The organism is Fructilactobacillus vespulae (genome assembly GCF_047324295.1).
In the GTDB taxonomy this organism is placed as follows: domain Bacteria; phylum Bacillota; class Bacilli; order Lactobacillales; family Lactobacillaceae; genus Fructilactobacillus; species Fructilactobacillus vespulae.
Map to the genome: position 1 here is coordinate 853,880 of NZ_CP137138.1, position 21,302 is coordinate 875,181.

The 21,302-nt window shown below is 35.0% G+C and carries 20 protein-coding genes and 1 other annotated feature; of the genes, 16 read left to right on the forward strand and 4 right to left on the reverse strand.

Translation table 11 applies throughout. The annotated features are described in order from the left end of the window. Positions 1-48 precede the first annotated feature (48 nt). Complete coding sequence (locus R4B61_RS04080) at positions 49-1,401, forward strand: gluconate:H+ symporter (RefSeq protein WP_413628291.1); 1,353 nt, start codon at positions 49-51, stop codon at positions 1,399-1,401. A gap of 55 nt (positions 1,402-1,456) precedes the next feature. Here the strand turns inward: R4B61_RS04080 and R4B61_RS04085 are convergent, their stop codons facing one another. Both R4B61_RS04085 and R4B61_RS04090 read right to left on the reverse strand, forming a co-directional pair. Next, the gene (locus R4B61_RS04085) at positions 1,457-1,885 is read right to left on the reverse strand and encodes a GtrA family protein (protein ID WP_413627031.1); all 429 of its coding nucleotides are present in this window, start codon (positions 1,883-1,885) and stop codon (positions 1,457-1,459) included. Further along, positions 1,885-2,823, reverse strand: coding sequence for a glycosyltransferase family 2 protein (locus R4B61_RS04090; protein WP_413627032.1), 939 nt, complete (start codon positions 2,821-2,823; stop codon positions 1,885-1,887). The genes R4B61_RS04085 and R4B61_RS04090 overlap by 1 nt, the downstream gene beginning before the upstream one ends. Positions 2,824-2,961: 138 nt before the next feature. Here R4B61_RS04090 and R4B61_RS04095 point away from each other — a divergent pair, with 138 nt between their 5' ends. Then, complete coding sequence (locus tag R4B61_RS04095) at positions 2,962-3,807, forward strand: YihY/virulence factor BrkB family protein (protein ID WP_413627033.1); 846 nt, start codon at positions 2,962-2,964, stop codon at positions 3,805-3,807. A 28-nt stretch (positions 3,808-3,835) separates the two neighbouring features. Here the strand turns inward: R4B61_RS04095 and R4B61_RS04100 are convergent, their stop codons facing one another. Then, positions 3,836-4,282: a flavodoxin gene (locus tag R4B61_RS04100; RefSeq protein WP_413627034.1), complete on the reverse strand. Its 447-nt coding sequence runs from the start codon at positions 4,280-4,282 to the stop codon at positions 3,836-3,838. A gap of 80 nt (positions 4,283-4,362) precedes the next feature. On the opposite strand from R4B61_RS04100, the gene R4B61_RS04105 reads away from it, so the two are divergent. From R4B61_RS04105 to argH, 9 genes are all read left to right on the forward strand, one after another. Next, positions 4,363-5,172 (forward strand): RecX family transcriptional regulator, encoded by an 810-nt coding sequence (locus R4B61_RS04105; RefSeq protein ID WP_413627035.1) that lies wholly within the window; start codon positions 4,363-4,365, stop codon positions 5,170-5,172. Position 5,173: 1 nt separating this feature from the next. Beyond that, complete coding sequence (locus tag R4B61_RS04110; RefSeq protein ID WP_413627036.1) at positions 5,174-6,286, forward strand: AI-2E family transporter; 1,113 nt, start codon at positions 5,174-5,176, stop codon at positions 6,284-6,286. A gap of 19 nt (positions 6,287-6,305) precedes the next feature. Further along, positions 6,306-7,883: a peptide chain release factor 3 gene (locus R4B61_RS04115; protein ID WP_413627037.1), complete on the forward strand. Its 1,578-nt coding sequence runs from the start codon at positions 6,306-6,308 to the stop codon at positions 7,881-7,883. A gap of 10 nt (positions 7,884-7,893) precedes the next feature. After that, positions 7,894-9,312 carry a C69 family dipeptidase gene (locus tag R4B61_RS04120; protein WP_413627038.1) on the forward strand — a complete coding sequence of 473 codons (1,419 nt, stop codon included), beginning with the start codon at positions 7,894-7,896 and terminating at the stop codon, positions 9,310-9,312. Positions 9,313-9,466: 154 nt separating this feature from the next. Further along, positions 9,467-10,006, forward strand: coding sequence for a biotin transporter BioY (locus R4B61_RS04125; protein ID WP_413627039.1), 540 nt, complete (start codon positions 9,467-9,469; stop codon positions 10,004-10,006). A 91-nt stretch (positions 10,007-10,097) separates the two neighbouring features. After that, positions 10,098-10,323: a binding site (T-box leader), on the forward strand. Positions 10,324-10,374: 51 nt separating this feature from the next. After that, entirely contained in the window at positions 10,375-11,838 is a 1,464-nt protein-coding gene (locus R4B61_RS04130) for an ABC transporter substrate-binding protein/permease (protein WP_413627040.1), read from the forward strand. Then, positions 11,831-12,574 carry an amino acid ABC transporter ATP-binding protein gene (locus R4B61_RS04135; RefSeq protein WP_413627041.1) on the forward strand — a complete coding sequence of 248 codons (744 nt, stop codon included), beginning with the start codon at positions 11,831-11,833 and terminating at the stop codon, positions 12,572-12,574. The genes R4B61_RS04130 and R4B61_RS04135 overlap by 8 nt, the downstream gene beginning before the upstream one ends. Before the next feature lie 12 nt (positions 12,575-12,586). Next, positions 12,587-13,795 (forward strand): argininosuccinate synthase, encoded by a 1,209-nt coding sequence (locus R4B61_RS04140; protein WP_413627042.1) that lies wholly within the window; start codon positions 12,587-12,589, stop codon positions 13,793-13,795. A gap of 3 nt (positions 13,796-13,798) precedes the next feature. Next, positions 13,799-15,175, forward strand: a complete 1,377-nt coding sequence (argH, locus tag R4B61_RS04145) for an argininosuccinate lyase (protein WP_413627043.1) — start codon at positions 13,799-13,801, stop codon at positions 15,173-15,175. Positions 15,176-15,212: 37 nt separating this feature from the next. Here the strand turns inward: argH and R4B61_RS04150 are convergent, their stop codons facing one another. After that, a complete protein-coding gene (locus R4B61_RS04150; RefSeq protein ID WP_413627044.1) occupies positions 15,213-17,216 on the reverse strand; it encodes an ATP-dependent Clp protease ATP-binding subunit in 2,004 nt (667 codons plus the stop codon). Between the two features lie 149 nt (positions 17,217-17,365). Here R4B61_RS04150 and R4B61_RS04155 point away from each other — a divergent pair, with 149 nt between their 5' ends. The 5 genes from R4B61_RS04155 to R4B61_RS04175 all read left to right on the forward strand — a co-directional run bounded on the left by R4B61_RS04155 (position 17,366) and on the right by R4B61_RS04175 (position 21,288). Beyond that, positions 17,366-17,569: a hypothetical protein gene (locus R4B61_RS04155; RefSeq protein ID WP_413628292.1), complete on the forward strand. Its 204-nt coding sequence runs from the start codon at positions 17,366-17,368 to the stop codon at positions 17,567-17,569. A gap of 101 nt (positions 17,570-17,670) precedes the next feature. Beyond that, entirely contained in the window at positions 17,671-17,937 is a 267-nt protein-coding gene (locus tag R4B61_RS04160; protein WP_413627045.1) for a phosphocarrier protein HPr, read from the forward strand. Between the two features lie 115 nt (positions 17,938-18,052). Beyond that, positions 18,053-19,222 (forward strand): glycosyltransferase family 4 protein, encoded by a 1,170-nt coding sequence (locus R4B61_RS04165; protein WP_413627046.1) that lies wholly within the window; start codon positions 18,053-18,055, stop codon positions 19,220-19,222. Further along, positions 19,222-20,262, forward strand: coding sequence for a glycosyltransferase family 4 protein (locus R4B61_RS04170; RefSeq protein WP_413627047.1), 1,041 nt, complete (start codon positions 19,222-19,224; stop codon positions 20,260-20,262). Before R4B61_RS04165 ends, R4B61_RS04170 begins: the two co-directional genes overlap by 1 nt. Positions 20,263-20,265: 3 nt before the next feature. Next, entirely contained in the window at positions 20,266-21,288 is a 1,023-nt protein-coding gene (locus R4B61_RS04175; RefSeq protein WP_413627048.1) for a lysylphosphatidylglycerol synthase transmembrane domain-containing protein, read from the forward strand. The last annotated feature ends 14 nt before the right edge of the window (positions 21,289-21,302 follow it).

The window sequence follows — 21,302 nt, forward strand, 5'->3', positions numbered from 1 at the left end:
AATTACTTTGTTGATAAAAAATAAAAGAGAAAAGGGGAAACACAAATGATGCCATTTGTTATATTAATTTTAGGAATCGCACTATTATTATTCCTAATTATTAAGTTAAAGTTGAACACCTTTGTTTCTTTAATTGTTGTTGCAATTTTAGTTGCTTTAGGCTTAGGAATGAACCCAGCCACCATCGCTGGTTCTGTTAAAACAGGAATTGGAAATACTCTAGGAGAATTGGCAATTGTCTTTGGTTTTGGTGCCATGATTGGACGGTTGGTTTCTGATTCTGGTGGTTCTTATCGAATTGCTAAAACGTTAATTGATAAATTTGGAAAGAAGCGACTTCAATTAGCAATTGTAATTGCATCGTTTATTATTGGAATGTCACTATTCTTTGAAGTTGGATTAGTATTGTTGACACCAATTGTGTTTGCCGTTGCACTAGAAGCTGAAGTTCCATTTCTTTATTTAGGAATTCCAATGGCTGCTGCATTATCAGCAACGCAAGGTTTCTTGCCTCCACAACCAGCCCCAACAGCAGTTGCTACTGCTTTAGGTGCTAACGTTGGACAAGTTTTACTATTTGGAATTATTGTGGCAATTCCTTCAGTAATTATTGCGGGACCGATCTTTACTAAGATTATTCACCGCTTTTTCCCATCAGTGTTCGTAGTCAAGAAGAGTCTACCTGCATTTGGTGAAATTAAACAATATGATTTAAAGGATACTCCAGGATTTGGAATTTCTGCATTTACTTCATTACTTCCAGCAATCTTTATGGCCATTAATACCTTATACCAAATGGTTTTACATGGTGGAAAAGAAATTGCTAAACCTAAGGGATTTGATGCGGTAGTTGCTATGTTTGGTAATCCAATGATTGCAATGACCATTGCACTATTATTTGCAATTTGGTCAATGGGATTCCATCGTGGTAAAGATATGAAAGATATTTCGGCAAGTATTGTTGCTGCCGTTAAATCGATTGCAATGCTACTACTAGTAATTGGTGGTGGTGGTGCCTTCAAACAAGTACTAATTGACGGTGGAGTAGGTGATGCTGTTAAAACTATGATGATGCATTCATCAATTTCACCAATTATCTTAGGTTGGTTAGTAGCGGTTATTCTTCGTGTTTCACTTGGATCAGCAACCGTTGCTGGTATGACAGCCGCTGGATTGGTTACCCCACTAATGACATCTCTAAACGTTAACCCAGTAATGATGGCATTAGCAATTGGGGCTGGTTCTTTAGCTGCTTCACATGTTAATGATGCTGGTTTTTGGATGTTTAAAGAATACTTTGATTTAGATATTAAACAAACCCTAGGGATTTGGACGGTATTAGAAACGGTCATTTCAGTAGTTGGGTTAGTAATGGTATTGATTTTAAACCTATTTATTTAAATTAAACTAAAATAAAAATTCACTTGATTAAAAATCAAGTGAATTTTTTTATTTCTTATTTTTTGTTTTTAAATGAAATTAAGATTGCCCAGAAATAATTTAAGATAATTACCACTACGTTTTGAATTATGTTAAAAATATTTTGGCCGAGGCTACTATCAAAACCTAAGAGGCCAACTCCAAAGGCTAAAATTCCTAATCCCACAATTCCAGTGATTCCTCTTCCGGCAAAGAAGGTAATCATTTGATACCAAAACTCTTTAGTAGAGTGATGTTCGTTATGAAAAACAAAATATTTGTTGGTATAGAATGCAAATAAAACGGTTAAAAACCAGTCAATACAATAATTAATGGTATAGCTGATTGGGGTAAATTCTCCAATTGCCCAAAAAACAACGATATTAAAAACGGTTGCCGCTACTCCCCAAAAAGCGTAGGGGACTAAATCACGGTGTTTTTTATAAAGATCAAGGAGTCTTTGCATTATTTATGCTCCTTAATAATGTATTGAGGACGGTGCTTAGTTTCTAGGTATACCTTACCGATATACTTGCCTAAAATTCCTAAACAGAATAATTGAAGCCCACCAATTAAAAGCATAATTGAAACTAGTGATGGCCAACCAGCAACTGCACCACCAAAGATGAGAGCTCTGATGGTAATGAAAATAATTCCAATTACTGCACAGATACATGAAATGATTCCAACTAGAGTTGCTAGTTTTAAAGGAGCATCAGAAAAGTCAATGATTCCTTCAATTGAATAATCTAATAATTGGAAGAGGGACCAATGAGTTTCTCCGGCAGCCCGGTCACGACCCTTATATTCAATGTATTTAGTATCAAAACCAATCCAGCTAAAAATTCCCTTAGAAAAACGATTGTATTCAGTAAGATCATTTACCGCATCAACGTATTGACGACTCATTAGACGATAGTCACGAACGTTTGGTTTGATGTTAACGCTCGAAAGATAATCAATAACGTGGTAAAAAGATGAAGAAAGAAATGCACGAACTGGATTTTGTTTTCGACTGGTTTGCACGCAACCGACACAATCATAGTTTTCGGTTTCAATAATCTTCAACATTTGTGGTAATAATTCTGGTGGATCTTGAAGGTCCACATCCATTAGGGCAACGAAATCACCATGAGCGTTTCGCAATCCAGCAGCAATGGCAGATTCCTTACCGAAGTTTCTTGAAAAAGAAATTAAGTGGACGTTTTCTGGATCTTTTTGGTTTAATTCATGAAGAACTGATAAGGTATTGTCAGATGACCCATCATTAACAAAAAGATAGTCTGGACGATAATTCTCTTTTTCTTGGTTCATTGAGTTAAAAACTTTTTCAACTGTTTCATAGAAAAGATTGATTGATTCTTGTTCGTTATAACATGGAACAATTAATGTAATTGTTTTCAAGGTGATACTCCTTAAAATGTATTTAAATAAATGAATTATAAGCTATATTTGATTTTAGCATTTTTTACCATTAATAGTAAAATGCATTTATTCTGCTATAATTAACAAAATGTAAAAAAAATTAAGAAAGGTAAAAAAATGAAAAAAATAAAAATTTTTTTGCAGCAAAAAGGGCTTCCTTTTGGACAAATTTTTATGAAACATTTGGGAATGGGAAATGTTTCTGATTCTGCCGTAGTTTTTGCGTATTATACATTAATGTCTCTTTTTCCCATTTTAATCTTGATTAGTGGGGCGGTTAAAATCGCTAATGGGAATCCGGACCACGTTATGGGATTTTTTGGGATGTTAATGCCTGCTTCAATCTTTCAAATGTTGCATCCTATTATTAAATCAGCCTTCGTCGATGGTAGCGGAAGTAGCAACTTCTTCATTGGATTAGTTTTAGCAATTTGGTCATCAAGTAGTGCGATGGCCGCCTTTCAAAGAACAGTGAATTTAACTTATGGGTTTGAAAAGCAAAGTGCATTTAAAAATCGTGTTTTTTCATTAATAATGATGTTATTCATGGTGATTTTATTGTTTATTGCTTTAATTTTAATTGGGTTTAGCAAATCATTAGTTAAGCTATTGGGGGAAGTAATTTCAATTTCTCCACAAGCATTATCTTTAATTGATTTGATTAGAATGCCATTTATATTAGGCTTTTTATTCATCATATTAGTGCTGTTGTATTTTTTAGTTCCCAGTGTCAAAATTAAGCTTAGATATACAATTGCGGGGGCCTTATTTTCTTTAGTGGGACTAGGGTTATTATCACAATTATTTTCGGATGTAATGCGTGAATTTTTTAAAAATATTTCTGCTTATAAAACTTTAGGATCGTTTATTGTAGTTATGATTTGGTTAAACTTAACCGGAGTTATCTTGTTGATTGGTGCTGTTTTTAACGCTAGTTTTCAAGATTATTTTGAAAAAAAATAAAATAAAAAAAGCCCCAGGGGCTTTTTTATTATTTTAGTGAGTTGACTAAATCTTGAGCGAAGGCATCTAATTTTTTGATATCATCTTCGTCGGGATCAAGATTGATTTTTACTAATTCAGAGCCATTCACGGCACCGGCATTAGTTAATGCTGCCGCAAATTTATCCACGGCAACGTTGTAAAATTCTTCGTAAAAGACGTCTCCAGATCCGGCTACCCCAAAGGTTTTCCCTGTGAGATCAACGTCAGCAAGATCATCATAAAAGTCCATTCCTTCTTCAGGTAAATTACCTTCATCATAAGTATAAGGACAAATTACAATTAAGTCTGCATCGGTTAGTTCTTCTGGGTCAGTTTGAGAAATCTCAGTTTCTTCAACTTCTAATCCAAGGTCTTCCAATGCTTCAGTAACAATATCGGCAACGTCTTCATTATTACCGGTGATGGTTGCAAAAACTACATGTGCTTTTTTCATTTTCGAACTTCCTTTATTATTTATCTGCTAAGTATAGCAGAAGTGAAAGAGATTGTGAATTTTTAGAAAGGATAGGATTAATGGCTAAGAACTCAACCTATAAAATAACCAAAATAGAGGCCCAAAAACGACCGGGGCGTTACAACGTTTATTTGAACGATGAATATGCTTTTCCAATTAGTGAAGAAGCAATGATTAAATATCGTATTTTTAAGGGAACCATTTTAACTAAACAAAATATCGCTGATTTGAAATATTCAGATAGTATTTATAAATTAATTGGGAAAGCAGTTAATTTTATCTCTTATCGCACTAGAACGGAAAAGGAAATTAAGGATAAGTTAGGGGAATTAACTGAAGATCAAACGGTGATTGAAAAAGTGTTGGACCATTTACAAAAAATGCATCTGATTGATGATGAAAATTATGCCAATACGTACACAGAACAGATTGCTGCAGGACAAAATAAGGGGCCGATGGCAATTAAGCAATATTTGATGAAAAAGGGAATTTCTGAAGACATAATTATTACTGCAATTGATAATTATTATTCTGATTCAAAGATTCAGGAAAATGCGACGAAAGTGGCACAACAGCAATTTGACCATTACAATCGATACCCATATAATAAGAGAATTGAAAAGGTTAAACTTTCGATGGTTAGAAAGGGATTTTCTTTTTCTGATATTGATAATGCATTAGTGGAAATTGATGACCAGGTTGATAACCAACTTCAAGATGAATTATTGGTCAAAGAAGGAAACAAGTTACTAAAGCGTTATCAAAACGAAGATGATTTTAAAAAGACACAAAAATTAAAACAGGCTTTATTTCGCAAGGGCTTTTCTTTTGATGACATTGATGAATTTTTGGAAGGAATAACAAAGTAAAATGAAAAAAATAAACGAAAAAAATGTTGTTTTGTGGACGGTAGAAGTTCTGTTGTTACTGGGGATTATCTTCCTTTTTACGCAGATTAATTTTCTATTTTCACCAGTTTGGATTTTTATCTCAACAATCTTTGCGCCATTATTAATTGCGGGATTTTTATACTATATGTTGAATCCAATTTTAGAGCTTTTGATGAAGGTCAGAATCACCAGGACGAAGCGGATTAATCGGACATGGGGAACTACGATAATCTTTTTAGCAGTAGTGGCTATTTTGGTTTATATTGTGATGTCATTGATTCCTCATTTGATTTCTCAGATTGAGAATTTAATAAATAACATGCCTAAATTTGCTTCTCACCAACAAGAGTCCTTAACTAAAATGACTAAGCATGGATGGTTAAAGAATATCGATTGGGATCCAATTGTTGCAAATGTACAGTCTAGTTATACTGCATATCTAAAAACATTACTCAGTAATTTGAGTAATAGTGCCGGAAATATCATTTCGGTGGCGGCAAACGTTGTAATTACAATGTTAACTGCACCAATTATTTTATTTTACATGTTAAAGGATGGGGATAAATTTTTACCTAGCGTAGAAAAATTATTACCAACTCTTTCTGATCACCATTGGAAACAAACTGAAATTCTAATGAAGAAAATGAACAAAACGCTTTCTAAATATATTGGTGGCCAAGTGATTGAATGTCTCTTTGTGGGAACCTTTACTTCCATTGGTTATTTATTAATTGGACAAAAATATGCCTTACTGTTAGGTGTGTTTGCTGGATTTTGTAATTTGGTTCCATACGTGGGACCATATATTGGGATTTTACCAGCGTTATTAGTAGCTATCACAGTTAGCCCAGAACAAGCGATTATCACAATTATCATCGTAATCATTGTTCAACAAGTTGATGGTAATTTGGTTTATCCAAACGTCATTGGAAAAACTCTTAATATTCATCCGCTCACAATTATCATCATCTTATTAGCAGCTGGTCACATTTCTGGATTAATCGGAATGATTTTAGCAATTCCAATTTATGCTATTTTGAAAGTTATTGTGGAATTTTTCTACAATGTTTGGTTAGTGCAACACGAGAATTAAAGAATAAACGGAGGTCTACATGGCTGATAACAAAATTAAAACGGAAGTAAATAAACGAAGAACCTTTGCCATCATTTCTCACCCGGATGCTGGTAAGACAACGATTACAGAACAATTATTACTCTTTGGGGGAATCATTCGAGAAGCTGGTACAGTTAAAGCGAAAAAGAGTGGTAACTTTGCCAAATCTGATTGGATGGCAATTGAACAAAAACGTGGAATTTCAGTTACCAGTTCAGTGATGCAATTTGATTACGACGACAAACGAATTAACATCTTGGATACCCCTGGACACGAAGATTTCTCAGAAGATACCTACCGAACATTGATGGCAGTGGATTCTGCTGTGATGGTAATTGATGCGGCCAAGGGAATTGAGCCACAAACTAAAAAGTTATTCCAAATTTGTAAAATGCGTGGAATTCCAATTTTTACGTTTATGAATAAACTTGATCGAGACAGTCGACCACCAATGGAATTAGTGGAACAACTGGAAGAAGTACTAGGAATTGAAGCATATCCAATGAACTGGCCCATCGGATCAGGAAGAATCTTAAAGGGTCTTTACGATCGTTATAACAAACGAATCGAATTGTTTGAACCTGCAGTCGAAAAAAGAAACTTCTTGAGTTTAGATGATGACGGGTCCATTAAGGAAGCTAACGACTTAGAATCAGATGATATTTATGAAGATGCTAAGGGTGAAATGGATTTAATTTCTGAGGCTGGAAATCAATTTGATGCCGTAAAAATTGCTAATGGTGATCAAACACCGGTGTTCTTTGGTTCTGCTCTAGCAAACTTTGGGGTACAAACATTCTTAGATGCTTACCTAGAAATGGCTCCAGCACCGGGAGAACACAAAACCACCCAAGGAAATGAGATTACGCCTACTAGTGATAATTTCTCTGGTTTTGTATTTAAAATTCAAGCTAACATGAATCCCCAACATCGTGATCGAATTGCATTTGTTAGAATTTGTTCTGGTGAATTTAAAAAGGGAATGGACGTTACTTTAGACCGGACTGGTCGAGATATCCGGTTATCAAATGTGACTGAATTTATGGCCAATACTAGAGAAAACGTGAAGACAGCCGTTGCCGGAGACATTATTGGGCTTTATGATACGGGTAATTTCCAGATTGGTGATACAATTTACACAGGAAAAGAAGCAGTAACTTTTGAAAAGTTACCACAATTTACCCCTGAACTATTTATGCGAGTTTCTGCTAAAAATGTTATGAAACAAAAGTCCTTTCATAAGGGAATCAAACAGTTAGTTCAAGAAGGAGCAATCCAACTATATACGACCTATACTTCAGGACAATACATTTTAGGTGCAGTCGGACAACTTCAATTTGAAGTGTTTAAGTTTAGAATGCAAAATGAATACAATTCTGATGTATTAATGGAACCAATGGGGAGTAAGACTGCGCGCTGGATTAATCCTGAACAGCTGGATGAAAAAATGTCTTCATCTAGAAATATCTTAGTTAGAGATATCCACGATGAGCCATTATTCCTATTTGAAAATGAATTTGCAGAACGCTGGTTTAAGGGTAAATATCCGGATGTTAAATTAACGGCAAAACTTTAAGGAGAAAATCATGAATTTATCAGCATGTACTAGTGTAATGGTTGGGAAAAAAGCTAGTATTGATGGTTCAACGATGATTGCCAGAAATGACGATACGTTTCTACCATTAACACCACAACGTTTTTTAGTCCAATCGGCTTACCAAAACGAAAAGCGAGTTTGGAAATCAAATCAAAATGGCTTCACTGCAGAACTACCTTCTTCAGGTTATCGTTATTCCATGACGCCTAATGCAGACGTTGCCAAAGAAGGGGTTTACGCAGAAAGTGGCTTTAATGAAAAAAACGTTGCCATTAGTGCAACTGAAAGTGTTTATGGTAATTTAGATACCCTTGCTCAAGATCCTTGGGTTGAAAATGGAGTTGCCGAAGATTCACTACCATCAATCGTGTTACCTTACATTGATTCTGCTCGTGCCGGTGTTCAATATTTAGGAAAGCTAATTAAAAAATACGGTTCTCCAGAAGGTAATGGAGTAATGTTTAGTGATAATGACGAGATCTGGTACATGGAAATTGTGACAGGTCATCATTGGGTTGCTCAAAGAATTCCAGATGATTGTTATGTAGTGGTGGCTAATCAAGTGGCAATTCAACAGGTTGATTTTGCTGATCACGATAATTTTATGTATTCAGATGGAATTCGAGAATTTGTTGAGAAGTATCAGCTAAATCCTGATGAAACCGGATTTAACTTTAGACATATTTTTGGAACTAGTAACGAAAAAGATCGTTTTTATAACACTCCGAGAGTTTGGTTTGGACAACGTTATTTAACGCCTGACCTAGTTCAAGAACCAACTTCCCCGGATATGCCATTCTTATGTCGTGCCAATCGGAAAATAAAAGTTTCAGACGTGGAGTACATTCTAAGCTCTCATTACAACGAAACTAAGTATGATCCAATGGGTAAAGGTTCTGAAGAGGACAAACTTAGATTTCGTCCTATTTCATTAAATCGGACGCAAAACTCACATGTTTTGCAAATCAGAAATGATGTTGCTCCTGAATATTCCACGATTATGTGGTTAAGTTTTGGAGTACCTGCTTTTAGTCCATATGTCCCATTCTTTGGTAACGTGGAACGCACTGATCCAACGTATGAAAATACGCCTTTAGAAATGGATGATCAAAGTGCATATTGGATGTATCGAAAGTTATCAATGCTAGTTGAATCCCACTATTCTAAGTTTATTCAATTAGATACCGATTTTAAAACTAGCATGAACCAAATGTTCAATCGTCATGTGGCTGCTGTAATCGATGAAGCAGGTCAAATTGATCAAGCTAAAATGACGGAATTTTTGGAAAATAAAAATCAAGAATTAGTCCAGGTGATGGAAAAAGAAGTTCATAGTTTTATGAACGTATTAATGACCAAAGGGTTGACCCTTTCTAAGTTAACCTATGATATGGACAAAGATCTCTAATTTGAAAGTTCACTGTTTAACAGTGAACTTTTTTTGTTACAATTTTAAGCTTATGTAATTCGTTAAATCGCGCTATAACCATGTTTTGTCCTTTGCTAGTTGTTTTATTTATTAAATTGAAACAAAATAAAACTATTGAAAAGGAGAAATTTAGATGAAAACAAAAGAGATAACTTATTGTGCAGTAATGGTTGCTTTGATTGCGGGATTAGGTATGATTCCTCCCATTGCAATTACCATAATTCCCGTGCCCATTTCCTTTCAGACGATGGGGATTATGTTAGCGGGAACTTTATTAGGAAAGAAGTTAGGAACCATTAGTGTAATTGTGTTTTTATTACTAGTAGTAGCAGGACTACCATTGCTAGCAGGTGGACGTGGAGGCTTTGCAGTATTGGTCGGTCCCACCGCTGGTTATTTAATTAGTTGGCCGTTTTGTGCTTTTTTAGTGGGATTGGTTATCGATATTTTCAAACAACCGGTTAAGTTTATCGGTTATTTAATTGCCAATGTAATTGGTGGTTCAATTTTAATGAATTTAGTGGGAATTATTGTGCTATCATATCAAACTAATTTACCAGTTAAACAAGCTTTAATTGCTACATTAACCTTTTTACCTGGTGATTTGATTAAGGCAATTATAGTTGCTTTAGTGGCGGTTCGGGTTTCCAAGTTAATTAAAGTTTCAAAGTGATTTAAAATCCGTGATTTGACGTTTTTTGAAAGTTTTTTTGCAAAAAACGTTGCTTTTTGGAAAATCGGTGTTATGATAGTTACAACTTAAAAACAAAACGTTAAGTAAGAAGTAGTAGTTTGAATCTTACCTTTCAGTGAGATGTTGGTAGTGCAAAACATCATCAGGTAAAGCAAATGAACGTATCTTACGAGTGTATGTGATAAAACCATACTGGGAGCTCCCATTATAGAGCCAACGATTCGAAGCTGGATTGGGAGAGATGTTGTTTACATAACATAAATTAGGTGGTACCGCGTACAAAAAGCGTCCTATAGTCGATTGACTATTGGGCGCTTTTTTTGTTGAAAAAATTGGAGGAAGAGAAGATGAAGGGTAACAAGATTAAGGCATTTAAATGCTTAGTTTTAGGTTTAGCAATGTTTCTTTTGGGAATCGGAGCTAACTTTACTGCTAAGGCAGATAGTAGTTTGCAAGCAGTCAAAGAAAAGGGAGTATTAACGGTAGCAACTTCACCCGATTATCCTCCCTTTGAATTTCAGGTGAATAAGAATAGCCATTCTGAAGATGTGGGAATGGATATTGAAATTGCCAAACAAATGGCAAAAGATATGGGAGTTAAGTTAAAACTAAAAAACATGGATTTCAGTTCATTGCTAGTGGCTGTAGAAACAGGTAAAGCAGACATGGCGATTGGAGGAATTAATCCGACTCCCGAAAGAGAACAAAACGCGACCTTTTCTAAAATTTATTATTCTGGGGGACAATCATTTTTAGTTAAAAAAGCGGATGCTGATAAGTTTAAAAATCAAGCAAGTTTGAGTGGCCAAAAAGTGGGAACTCAAACGGGATCAATGCAAAGTCAGTTGGCACAAAAGAACTTAACGAATTCGAAGTTGACTACGATGGACAAAACACCAGACTTAATCTTAGCTTTGAAAACCAATAAATTATCTGCCGTTGGAGTCGAAAAACCAGTTGCAGAAGCTTACGTAAAAAATGATTCTGAATTAAAAATGATTAATTCGGATTATAAAATCGATAAAAAAGATGTGGGAGCAGCAATTGCATTTAAAAAAGGGAATGATTCACTAGCAGGAGCTGCAAACCAGACGATTGATAAAATTCATAAGCAAGACAAAATTCCAGGATACATTGAAAAAGCCGGAAAGTACTTAAAGGTAAATACAGCCAATACATCAATGCTTCATTATTGGAAATTCTTCTTTAATGGTTTAAAGGCCACGTTATTAATTTCTGTTCTAGCAGTGATTGGTGGAATTATTTTAGGAATTATCTTGGCACTAATGAAAATTAGTAAATTTAAAATTCTTAGTTGGCCTGCCATCAGTTACGTTGAAGTGGTCAGAGGAACACCTATGATGGTTCAAGTCTTATTAATTTACTTTGGTCTAGGAGTTTTAATTAATATTCCTGCTCTGTTGGCCGGAATCATTGCAGTGACGTTAAATAGTGCAGCCTATGTCTGTGAAATTATCAGAGGTGGAATTAATTCGGTGGAAAAGGGTCAAGGAGAAGCCACCAGAAGTTTGGGATTATCGCAAGTTGATTCGTTTAGATACGTAATCTTGCCACAAGCTTTTAAAAATATTTGGCCTGCTTTAGGAAATGAGTTCATTTCAGTTATCAAGGAAAGTTCAATTGTTTCAATTATTGGAGTAACTGATTTAGTTTACGAGTTGAACGTAGTTAGAGCGGATACTTACAGAGGGGTAGCACCAATTGTGGTGGTAATGGTGATTTACTTCCTCCTTACATTCTTATTGACTAGAGGATTAAACTACTTGGAAGGAAAGATGAAACATGACTAAAAATATAATTGAAATTAAGAACTTAAAAAAGAATTATGAAAAAAATGAAGTTTTAAAAGATGTTAGTGGGGAAGTAAAAGCCGGTGAAGTGATTTGTATTATTGGTCCATCTGGTTCTGGTAAAAGTACTTTTTTAAGATGTATTAACCAATTGGAAAAGCCCACGGCAGGATCAGTTAAGTTTAACGGTGAAGAATTGACCGACAAATCAAGCAAAGACCTTTCTAAACTAGGACAAGAAATTGGCATGGTCTTTCAAAACTTTAATCTATTCCCCAACATGACGGTGATTGAAAATCTCAAGTTAGCACCGATGAAGGTAAAACATTTAAGTAGTGAGGATGCTACAAAAGAAGGAATGAAGTATCTAAGTAGAGTTGGGTTAGCAGGAAAAGCGGATGCTTATCCCGATAGTTTATCAGGGGGACAAAAACAACGGGTGGCAATTGCTAGAGCTTTGGCAATGAATCCACAGGTAATGTTTTTTGATGAACCTACTAGTGCACTAGACCCGGAAATGGTTGGGGAAGTGTTAAACGTAATGAAAGAGTTAGCTGACGAAAAGATGACCATGATGGTGGTAACTCATGAAATGGGATTTGCGAAAAAAGTGGCGGATGAAGTTTGGTTTATGGCGGATGGATACATTCAAGAAAAAAATACTCCCGCAGAAATTTTTAACAATCCGCAAGAGGACAGAACTAAAGAATTTATCAGTAAAATAATCGTTGATTAGGAGGAAATTAAAATGGAAAACAAAAAGGTAGTATTAGCTTATTCAGGTGGATTAGATACTTCAGTAGCAATTGCTTGGTTAAAAGATAAAGGTTATGACGTTGTGGCATGTTGTATCAACGTGGGAGAAGAAAAAGATCCACAATTTATTAACGATAAAGCACTAAAAGTTGGAGCAGTGAATGCCTATACAATTGATGCAAAAGAAGAATATGCCAACGATTATTTGTCACTTGCACTACAAGCAAATGTCTTATATGAAGGAATTTATCCTTTAGTATCAGCTTTATCCAGACCACTAATTGTGAAAAAATTAGTTGAAATTGCGGAAAAAGAAAATGCGGTTGCAATTGCACATGGTTGTACCGGAAAGGGAAACGATCAAGTTCGTTTTGAAGTTGCAATTCATGCCCTTAATCCTGAAATCGAAGTGTTAAGTCCGGTTCGTGATTGGCATTGGTCTAGAGAAGAAGAAATTGAATATGCCAAAGAACACGATATTGCAATTCCAATTGATTTAGATTCACCATATTCAATTGATGCAAACATTTGGGGTCGGGCAAACGAAGCCGGTATTTTGGAAGATCCATGGGTGGCAGCTCCAGCGGATGCCTTTGCTTTAACGAAGCCAATTGAAGCAACTCCTGATAAACCAACTGAAGTTACGTTAACCTTTAAACAGGGAATTCCAGTTTCTTTAAATGGTGAAGCAATGAGTTTTGCTAAAATCATTGAAACTTTAAATGAAATTGCAGGAGAAAATGGGATTGGTAGAATTGATCACATTGAAAACCGGTTGGTCGGAATTAAATCAAGAGAGATTTACGAAACTCCCGCTGCAACCGTTTTAATTAAAGCTCACCAAGAATTAGAAACGTTAGTATTAGAACGGGATTTAGCGCACTTTAAACCAGTTGTAGAAAAAGAAATTGCAGAATTACTTTATGATGGTCTTTACTATTCTCCATTAATGAACTCCCTAAAATCATTTATTAAAACTTCACAACAAACAGTAAATGGAACCATTAAATTAAGCTTACTTAAGGGAAACATTATTACCTTGGGAAGAAAATCAACGGATAGTTTGTATGATAAGAACTTGGCAACCTATACTTCTTCAGATTCGTTTGATCAAGAGGCAGCACAAGGATTCATTGAGCTCTGGGGTCTTCCTACTGAAGTATATTCACAAGTGCAAAGTCAAAAGGATAAAAAGGAGTAAGCGATGGCAAAAAAATTATGGGGTGGTCGGTTTCAGCAACCGACTGATGAATTAGTTGATCAATATGGTGCTTCCATTCCTTTTGATTATTTGATGGCAGAAGAAGATATTCAAGGATCGTTAGCACACGTTAAGATGTTAAGTAAAACTGGTATTTTAACCGAAAAAGACGTTGCAGCAATTACTGCAGGATTGAAACAAATTTTAGCCGATTTAAAGCAAGGTAAAATTGAGTTCAGTGTCGAAAATGAAGATATTCATATGAATATTGAAAGTATTTTGACTGAACGAATTGGACCAGTGGCAGGGAAGCTGCACACGGCTCGTTCTAGAAATGATCAGGTAGCAACTGATTTTCATTTGTATTTGAAGAAAAGGATTCCACAAGTAATTACTGAAATTAATAATTTACAAACCGAACTCGTAAAAATGGCGGAAAAAAATATTGATGTAATTATGCCGGGATATACTCATTTACAACATGCACAACCAATTGCATATTCACACTATTTATTAGCCTATTTTGAAATGCTACAACGGGATAAGGAACGGTTTGAGTTTAACCAAAAACATACTGACATTTCGCCATTAGGAGCAGCAGCCTTGGCGGGAACCACTTTTCCCATTGATCGTGAATTTACGGCCCAGGAATTAGGCTTTCAGGATGTTTATAACAATTCCTTGGATGCGGTTTCTGATCGTGACTTTGCGTTAGAATTTTTAAGTAATAGCTCCATTTTAATGATGCATCTGTCACGTTTTTGTGAAGAAATCAGTATGTGGGTTAGTTATGAATTTAATTACCTAGAACTAAGTGATGCTTATACCACGGGAAGTTCAATCATGCCACAAAAGAAGAATCCCGATATGGTTGAGTTGATTAGAGGTAAATCAGGGCGAATTTATGGTGATTTATTAGGATTGTTGACTACCATGAAAGGACTTCCACTGGCGTACAATAAAGACTTGCAAGAAGATAAAGAAGGAACTTTTGATGCGGTTAAAACCATTATTCCGGCTTTGAAGATTTTCACGGGGATGTTATCAACCTTAAAAGTTAATCAAGAAAAAATGAAACACAGTACGGAAAATGATTTTTCCAATGCCACTGAGCTAGCTGACTATTTGGCAACCAAAGGAATGCCATTTAGACAAGCCCATGCTGTAGTGGGAGAGTTAGTTTTAAAGGGAATTCAAACTGGAAAAAACTTACAAGACTTTAGTTTAGCAGAACTACAAAAATCATCAGAATTAATTACGGATGACGTTTACCATGACTTAAAATCTGAAGTTGCTGTTGATCGGAGAAATTCTTATGGTGGAACCGGCTTTAAACAAGTTAAGCAACAAATAGAAAATGCCAAGCAAAAAATTAAATAAACAAAAAGGAGAAGATTTAAAAATCTTCTCCTTTTATTTATTTAGCACTTATTTTAATTTCATTATTATCAAGACTTAAACTGAGCGTTTGTTGGTTAGGATTATTCAAGAGATAATCTGCAATTTGATTTTCCAGTTGTTCTTGAATAACCCGGCGAAGGGGACGAGCACCCATGGCGGGATCATAACCTAATTCAACAATTTTATCCTTAACTTCATCTGAAACAGTAACTGTAAGTCCGTTTTGTTTGGTGGTATTAGTTAAATCGTTAATTAATAAATCAACAATTTTACGGAGATCTTTTTTATTTAAGGAATTGAATTCGACAATATCATCAAATCGATTTAAAAATTCAGGCTTGAAGTAAGCACCTAATTTATTTAAGACGGAATGTGTATCCCCATTTGACTCTGCACCAAATCCAACGTTTCCACCGGTATTTGCTCCGGCGTTACTGGTCATGATAACAACGGTATCTTTAAAGGAAACGGTTCTCCCTTGTGAATCAGTTAAGCGACCGTCATCTAGAATTTGTAAAAAGGCGTGTAAGACATCTGCATGGGCCTTTTCTACCTCATCCAATAGAATTAAACTATAGGGTTTGCGACGAACTTTTTCAGTTAATTGACCAGCTTCGTCGTAACCTACGTATCCAGGAGCAGCACCAATCAATTTAGCAATTGATTGAGATTCTTTGTATTCAGACATATCGAATCTGATTAAAGAATCCTTAGAACCAAATAGTTGTTGAGCTAATTGTTTAGCTAGTTCAGTTTTACCCACCCCAGTAGGGCCAACAAAGAGGAATGAACCAATGGGACGACCTGATTTATTAAAACCAACTCGATTTCTTTGAATGGCTGTAGCTACCTTAGTAACTGCATCATTTTGCCCAATGATATTTTTCTCTAAGTTTTGATTTAGATTTTTTAGTTTTTCTTTATCTTTACTTTCTAAATCTCCAACCGGAATGCCCGTAATTTCAGCAACTACCTGTTGGACGTTTTTAACGGTGACAGTATTATTTTTCTTCTTTTCTTGTGCAAGATTAGCTCGTTTTTGGTTTAACTGTTTTTCACGATCACGATAGTAGGCTGCCGTTTCGTAATCTTCTTTATTTAAAGCAGTTTCTTTTTGGGTTTCAGCGGTTTTAATTTCTTTATCAATTTCTTCTGGATCAATTAGGTTTAAGGTTAAATTTTTTCTTGATCCAGTTTCATCCATTAAATCGATTGCTTTATCAGGTAAGAAGCGTTCATTAATGTAGCGTTTCGATAATTTAACGGCTGCTTCGATGGCTTCATCAGTATAGTGAACTTGATGATAGTCTTCATAATTTTTTTGTAAACCATGTAAGATTTTAATAGCCTGTTCTACCGTAGGCTCTTCTACGGTAATAGGTTGGAAACGTCTAGCTAACGCAGAATCTTTTTCAATTTTGCGATATTCACTGAGAGTGGTAGAACCAACTAATTGGAAGTCACCACGAGCAAGCGCTGGTTTTAAAACATTTCCGGCATCAATACCACCTTCAGTGTTTCCAGTACTTACAATTTCGTGAATTTCATCAATGAAAAGAATTAAATTATGATCAGCTTTAACTTCTTTAATTAATTCCTGCATTTTCTTTTCAAATTGACCACGAATACCAGTTCCTTGAATCATTGAAACCATGTCAATTTGGATAATTCTTTTGTTAGTTAATTTTTGGGGTACACTACCATCAACGATTTTTTGTGCTAATCCTTCAACAATAGCGGTTTTACCCACTCCGGCTTCACCAATTAAGACCGGGTTGTTTTTGGAACGACGATTGAGGACTTCAATTGCACGAGCAATTTGCTTTTCTCGACCAATCATTGGGTCTAATTTGTTTTTTCTGGCAAGGGCAGTTAAATCAGTTCCATAGTTGTCCAAAATGGTGTTTTTCTTACCATTATCGTTTGCTTTTCCATTGCCACCATTCATGTTGCCACCTTGCATTGAACGAATTAAATCGTCGAGATTTCCGAATCCATAGGCACCTTGTTGTCCATCCATAAGATTGCCTCCTTTATTTTTGATTATTTATTTGACCTTCATTGACCATTTGTTTTAATTATACCTGAGCCGAAATATGATTCAAGCAATTGCACTAAATCATAAATTTTTGAAATTGTGGTAAAATATAAATAGCTGGATTGAATGAGGTGATTATTTTGGAAAAAAGTAAATCAGACTTTACTGAATTACTTAATCAGTTACGTGATAATAAAATAAAAACTCTAACAATTCAACCAAATGAGTTTTTTATTTTTCAACAGGCTTTTATGGCTTTTGAGACGAGAAAGAAAATTGTTGGAAGAGCAACTAATGGAGGTACTGTAATCTACCATTATGATCATTCAAATTAATTTTTAAATTAATCTTATAAATGTTGTAAAAACTTGTATTTTCAATAATATATTGGTAGTCTTAGAGTATAAAAAAGGTCAATTAAAGGGGTGCGTTTATTATGGAAAAACGTCAATTTAAAATTACAGCAGAAACCGGTATTCACGCTCGTCCTGCTACATTTTTAGTACAAACAGCAAGTAAGTTTACTTCAAGTATTACTTTGGAATACGAAGATAAGACAGTTAACCTTAAATCAATCATGGGTGTTATGTCTCTAGGTGTTGGCCAAAACGCTGTGATTACAATTGCAGCTGACGGTGATGATGCCAAAGATTCACTTGATGCAATTGCTCAAACTATGAAAGATGAAGGCTTAATCGACTAACCTTTTAATCATTAAAAAGAGTTGCCTCGGCAACTCTTTTTCTTTATTTTGCAGTATTTAATTAAAATTTTTTAAAGAATTCTATTTCGTTTTGATTGAGAGGAGGAATTACCACTTGAAGATTGGACTGTTTACAGACACTTATTTTCCACAAGTAAGTGGGGTGGCAACATCGATTAAAACACTTAAAGATGAATTGGAAAGACGTGGTAATGATGTTTATATATTTACTACGACTGATCCCAATTCTAAGGAAGTTTCAGAAGATGGAATTTATCGTTTTTCAAGTATTCCATTTATTTCTTTTACTGAACGTCGAATTGCCGTTCGGGGACTTTTTCAAGCAACCCAGATTGCCAAAAAATTAAAACTTGATATTGTTCATACCCAAACTGAATTTTCAATGGGGATGATTGGCAAGTTTGTAGCTAAAAATTTAGGCATTCCTTGTTTGCATACTTACCATACTATGTATGAAGACTATCTACACTATGTTGCAAACGGGAAAATCTTAAAACCGATTCACGTAAAGGAAGGCTCGCTTTACTTTTGTCATAACTTAGATGGAGTGGTAGCTCCTAGTAAACGAGTTTTAGATAAGATTACGGATTATGGAGTTAAGAGTCCAATTCGAATTATCCCAACTGGAATTGACATTAATCACTATGAAGAACCATATAATGAAAAAATTCGTCAATCGTTAGGATTAGATGAGAAAACACCGGTGATGCTATCAGTTAGTCGATTGGCGTATGAAAAAAACATTTCAGAATTAATTGATTCTATGCCAAAAATTTTAGAAAAAATTCCGGCAACTAAATTAGTGATAGTGGGACAAGGTCCTGCTGAAAACGATTTGAAACAGCAAGCACAAGAGATGAATTTAACTGATGCAATCATTTTCACTGGCGAAATTAATAATGATGATGTTAATCAATATTATCAAATGGCTAACGTTTTTGTTTCAACTTCGGAATCAGAGTCACAGGGATTAACTTATATTGAAGCAATGGCTGCGGGGACCAAGGTAGTCGTTGCTTCCAGTCCATATACGGATGATTTGGTTAATGATCCTGCTTTAGGGATGACCTTTAACACCAAAAATGAATTTATTGATGATACTTTGACTTATTTAGCAAATGACAATCAATATCCAGATAACCAAGAACTTCGACGTAATAAACTTCATGATATTTCAGCAGTTTATTTTGTCGACCGAATACTCAATTTTTATGAAGATGCTTTAAATGATTTTAAAGTATATGAAGAGAATGAGGAGACCTAATGCTAAAAATTAACATGTTTTCTACTGCCACAAAGGTAAAGGGACAGGGAGTAGGAAGTGCGTATACCGAACTGGTTCGGTTGCTAAAAGAAAGATTTTCAGCCGAATTTAAAATTGAAATTAATAATTATAAAGATTCGGTGGATATAACCCATTACCATACAATTAATCCGACTTTTTATTTGTCGACCTTTTCTAAAAAAAGAGGACGTAAGATTGGGTATGTTCACTTCTTACCGGAAACTTTAGAGGGAAGCCTAAAAATACCAACTCCGTTTAGACAAATTTTTTATAAATATATTATTTCTTTTTATAAGCGGATGGATGAAATTGTGGTCGTAAATCCAACCTTTATTCCTAAATTAGAAAAATATGGAATTAAAAAAGAGCGAATTACCTATATTCCCAACTTTGTTAGTAAGGCAGAATTTCATCAGGTTAATGCCAGCGATAAAGTGGCATTGCGGAGTAGTTATGGCTATGAGCAAAAAAGATTTACGATAGTTTGTACGGGACAAGTACAAACTCGTAAGGGAGTTTTGGATTTTATCAAATTAGCTAAGCAGAATCCTGAATTTCAGTTTATTTGGGTCGGCGGTTTTTCTTTTGGGAGTATGACCGATGGCTATGAAGAATTGAAAAAGGTGGTTGACAATCCACCTAAGAATCTTAGCTTCCCTGGAATTGTAGATCGAACAAGTCTAGTGGATTACTATAATCTGGCGGATGTATTTTTACTTCCCTCATACAATGAGTTATTTCCGATGTCTGTTTTAGAAGCTTTCTCTTGTGGAATTCCAGTAGTGCTAAGAAACTTAGAGCTTTATCAAAAAATCATTGGAAAATACTACCTTCCTGCTCAAAATGAGTTGGAAATGAATGAGATTTTAAACAACTTGGCTAACAGTCCTGAAATGATAGAAAAGTATCAAGCTAAAGCAGTTGAAGCTTCAGACTATTATTCAGAAGATCATCTAGCCACAATTTGGCATCAATTTTATTTAGATCAAGCGCAAGTTGGGAAAGAATCGAAAGGATAGCGAATGACAAAGCGAAATAAAATTTCATTAGTTATTATGATATTACTTGGTTTGGTTATCTCTTGGTATGCGACCAAGGATATTGAATTTAGTGTGTTGATTAACGATTTGAAAAATATTAATCCTGGATGGTTTTTTGTCGCTTGTGGTTGTATCTTGGCTTACTTCTTCTTTGAGGCAGTGATTACCTATATTTTAGTTCGTCAGAGTAATCAAAACTTCACTTTTTATGATGCCTTTCGGGTTCCATTGGTGGAGCAACTTTTTAATGGAATCACTCCATTTTCTTCTGGGGGACAACCAGCGCAATTAGTTGTTTTAATGCAATCTGGTGTGGATGCAGGTAAAGCTTCTTCGGCGTTACTAATGAAATTTATTGTTTATCAAGCCATGATTGTTTTGAACTTTATTATTAGTTTGATAATTGGTTTTGAATTCTTAATTGAAAAGGTCAATGCTTTAGCAATCTTAGTTGCTTTCGGTTTTATAATTCATTTAGTAGTGATTATTTTGCTATTGATGATCATGTATTGGCATGCCTTTACTAAACAATTAATTAATTATGTAATGAAACCGATTAAATGGTTTGTAAAAGCGGAACGGTTTGATAGCTGGAAGGCTACCGTAGATGATAAGGTGGATACCTTTTATCTTGAAAGTGTTAAGATAGGGCACCAATGGCGCTTAATGGGAAAAATTTTTGTTTTAACTTTTTTCCAGTTATTGTTTTACTACTTGATTCCTTACTTTATTATGCGTTCACTAGGTTATGATAATGTGAATGTTTTAATCGTAACTAGTTTAAACGTATTAATTTTCTTGGTAATTTCAATGTTCCCAATTCCAGGTGGCTCTGGTGGGGCAGAATATAGCTTTGAGATGCTTTTTAGAAGTTATATCCATAGCAGTAGTAAATTAGCAGTAGCGATGATTCTATGGCGGATTTTAACTTACTACGTGGGACTAATCTTAGGAGTAGTCGCTTTGGTTAGTCGACCAAGTAAGGAAAAGAAAAAGATTAATTAATTTTGGAGGAAAAA

Excerpts from the sequence above, each read along its gene's own strand:
- R4B61_RS04080 (WP_413628291.1), top strand. The coding sequence starts at position 49 with ATGCCATTTGTTATATTAATTTTAGGAATCGCACTATTATTATTCCTA.
- R4B61_RS04085 (WP_413627031.1), bottom strand. The coding sequence starts at position 1,885 with ATGCAAAGACTCCTTGATCTTTATAAAAAACACCGTGATTTAGTCCCC.
- R4B61_RS04095 (WP_413627033.1), top strand. The coding sequence starts at position 2,962 with ATGAAAAAAATAAAAATTTTTTTGCAGCAAAAAGGGCTTCCTTTTGGA.
- R4B61_RS04100 (WP_413627034.1), bottom strand. The coding sequence starts at position 4,282 with ATGAAAAAAGCACATGTAGTTTTTGCAACCATCACCGGTAATAATGAA.
- R4B61_RS04105 (WP_413627035.1), top strand. The coding sequence starts at position 4,363 with ATGGCTAAGAACTCAACCTATAAAATAACCAAAATAGAGGCCCAAAAA.
- R4B61_RS04110 (WP_413627036.1), top strand. The coding sequence starts at position 5,174 with ATGAAAAAAATAAACGAAAAAAATGTTGTTTTGTGGACGGTAGAAGTT.
- R4B61_RS04115 (WP_413627037.1), top strand. The coding sequence starts at position 6,306 with ATGGCTGATAACAAAATTAAAACGGAAGTAAATAAACGAAGAACCTTT.
- R4B61_RS04120 (WP_413627038.1), top strand. The coding sequence starts at position 7,894 with ATGAATTTATCAGCATGTACTAGTGTAATGGTTGGGAAAAAAGCTAGT.
- R4B61_RS04125 (WP_413627039.1), top strand. The coding sequence starts at position 9,467 with ATGAAAACAAAAGAGATAACTTATTGTGCAGTAATGGTTGCTTTGATT.
- R4B61_RS04130 (WP_413627040.1), top strand. The coding sequence starts at position 10,375 with ATGAAGGGTAACAAGATTAAGGCATTTAAATGCTTAGTTTTAGGTTTA.
- R4B61_RS04135 (WP_413627041.1), top strand. The coding sequence starts at position 11,831 with ATGACTAAAAATATAATTGAAATTAAGAACTTAAAAAAGAATTATGAA.
- R4B61_RS04140 (WP_413627042.1), top strand. The coding sequence starts at position 12,587 with ATGGAAAACAAAAAGGTAGTATTAGCTTATTCAGGTGGATTAGATACT.
- argH (WP_413627043.1), top strand. The coding sequence starts at position 13,799 with ATGGCAAAAAAATTATGGGGTGGTCGGTTTCAGCAACCGACTGATGAA.
- R4B61_RS04150 (WP_413627044.1), bottom strand. The coding sequence starts at position 17,216 with ATGGATGGACAACAAGGTGCCTATGGATTCGGAAATCTCGACGATTTA.
- R4B61_RS04160 (WP_413627045.1), top strand. The coding sequence starts at position 17,671 with ATGGAAAAACGTCAATTTAAAATTACAGCAGAAACCGGTATTCACGCT.
- R4B61_RS04170 (WP_413627047.1), top strand. The coding sequence starts at position 19,222 with ATGCTAAAAATTAACATGTTTTCTACTGCCACAAAGGTAAAGGGACAG.
- R4B61_RS04175 (WP_413627048.1), top strand. The coding sequence starts at position 20,266 with ATGACAAAGCGAAATAAAATTTCATTAGTTATTATGATATTACTTGGT.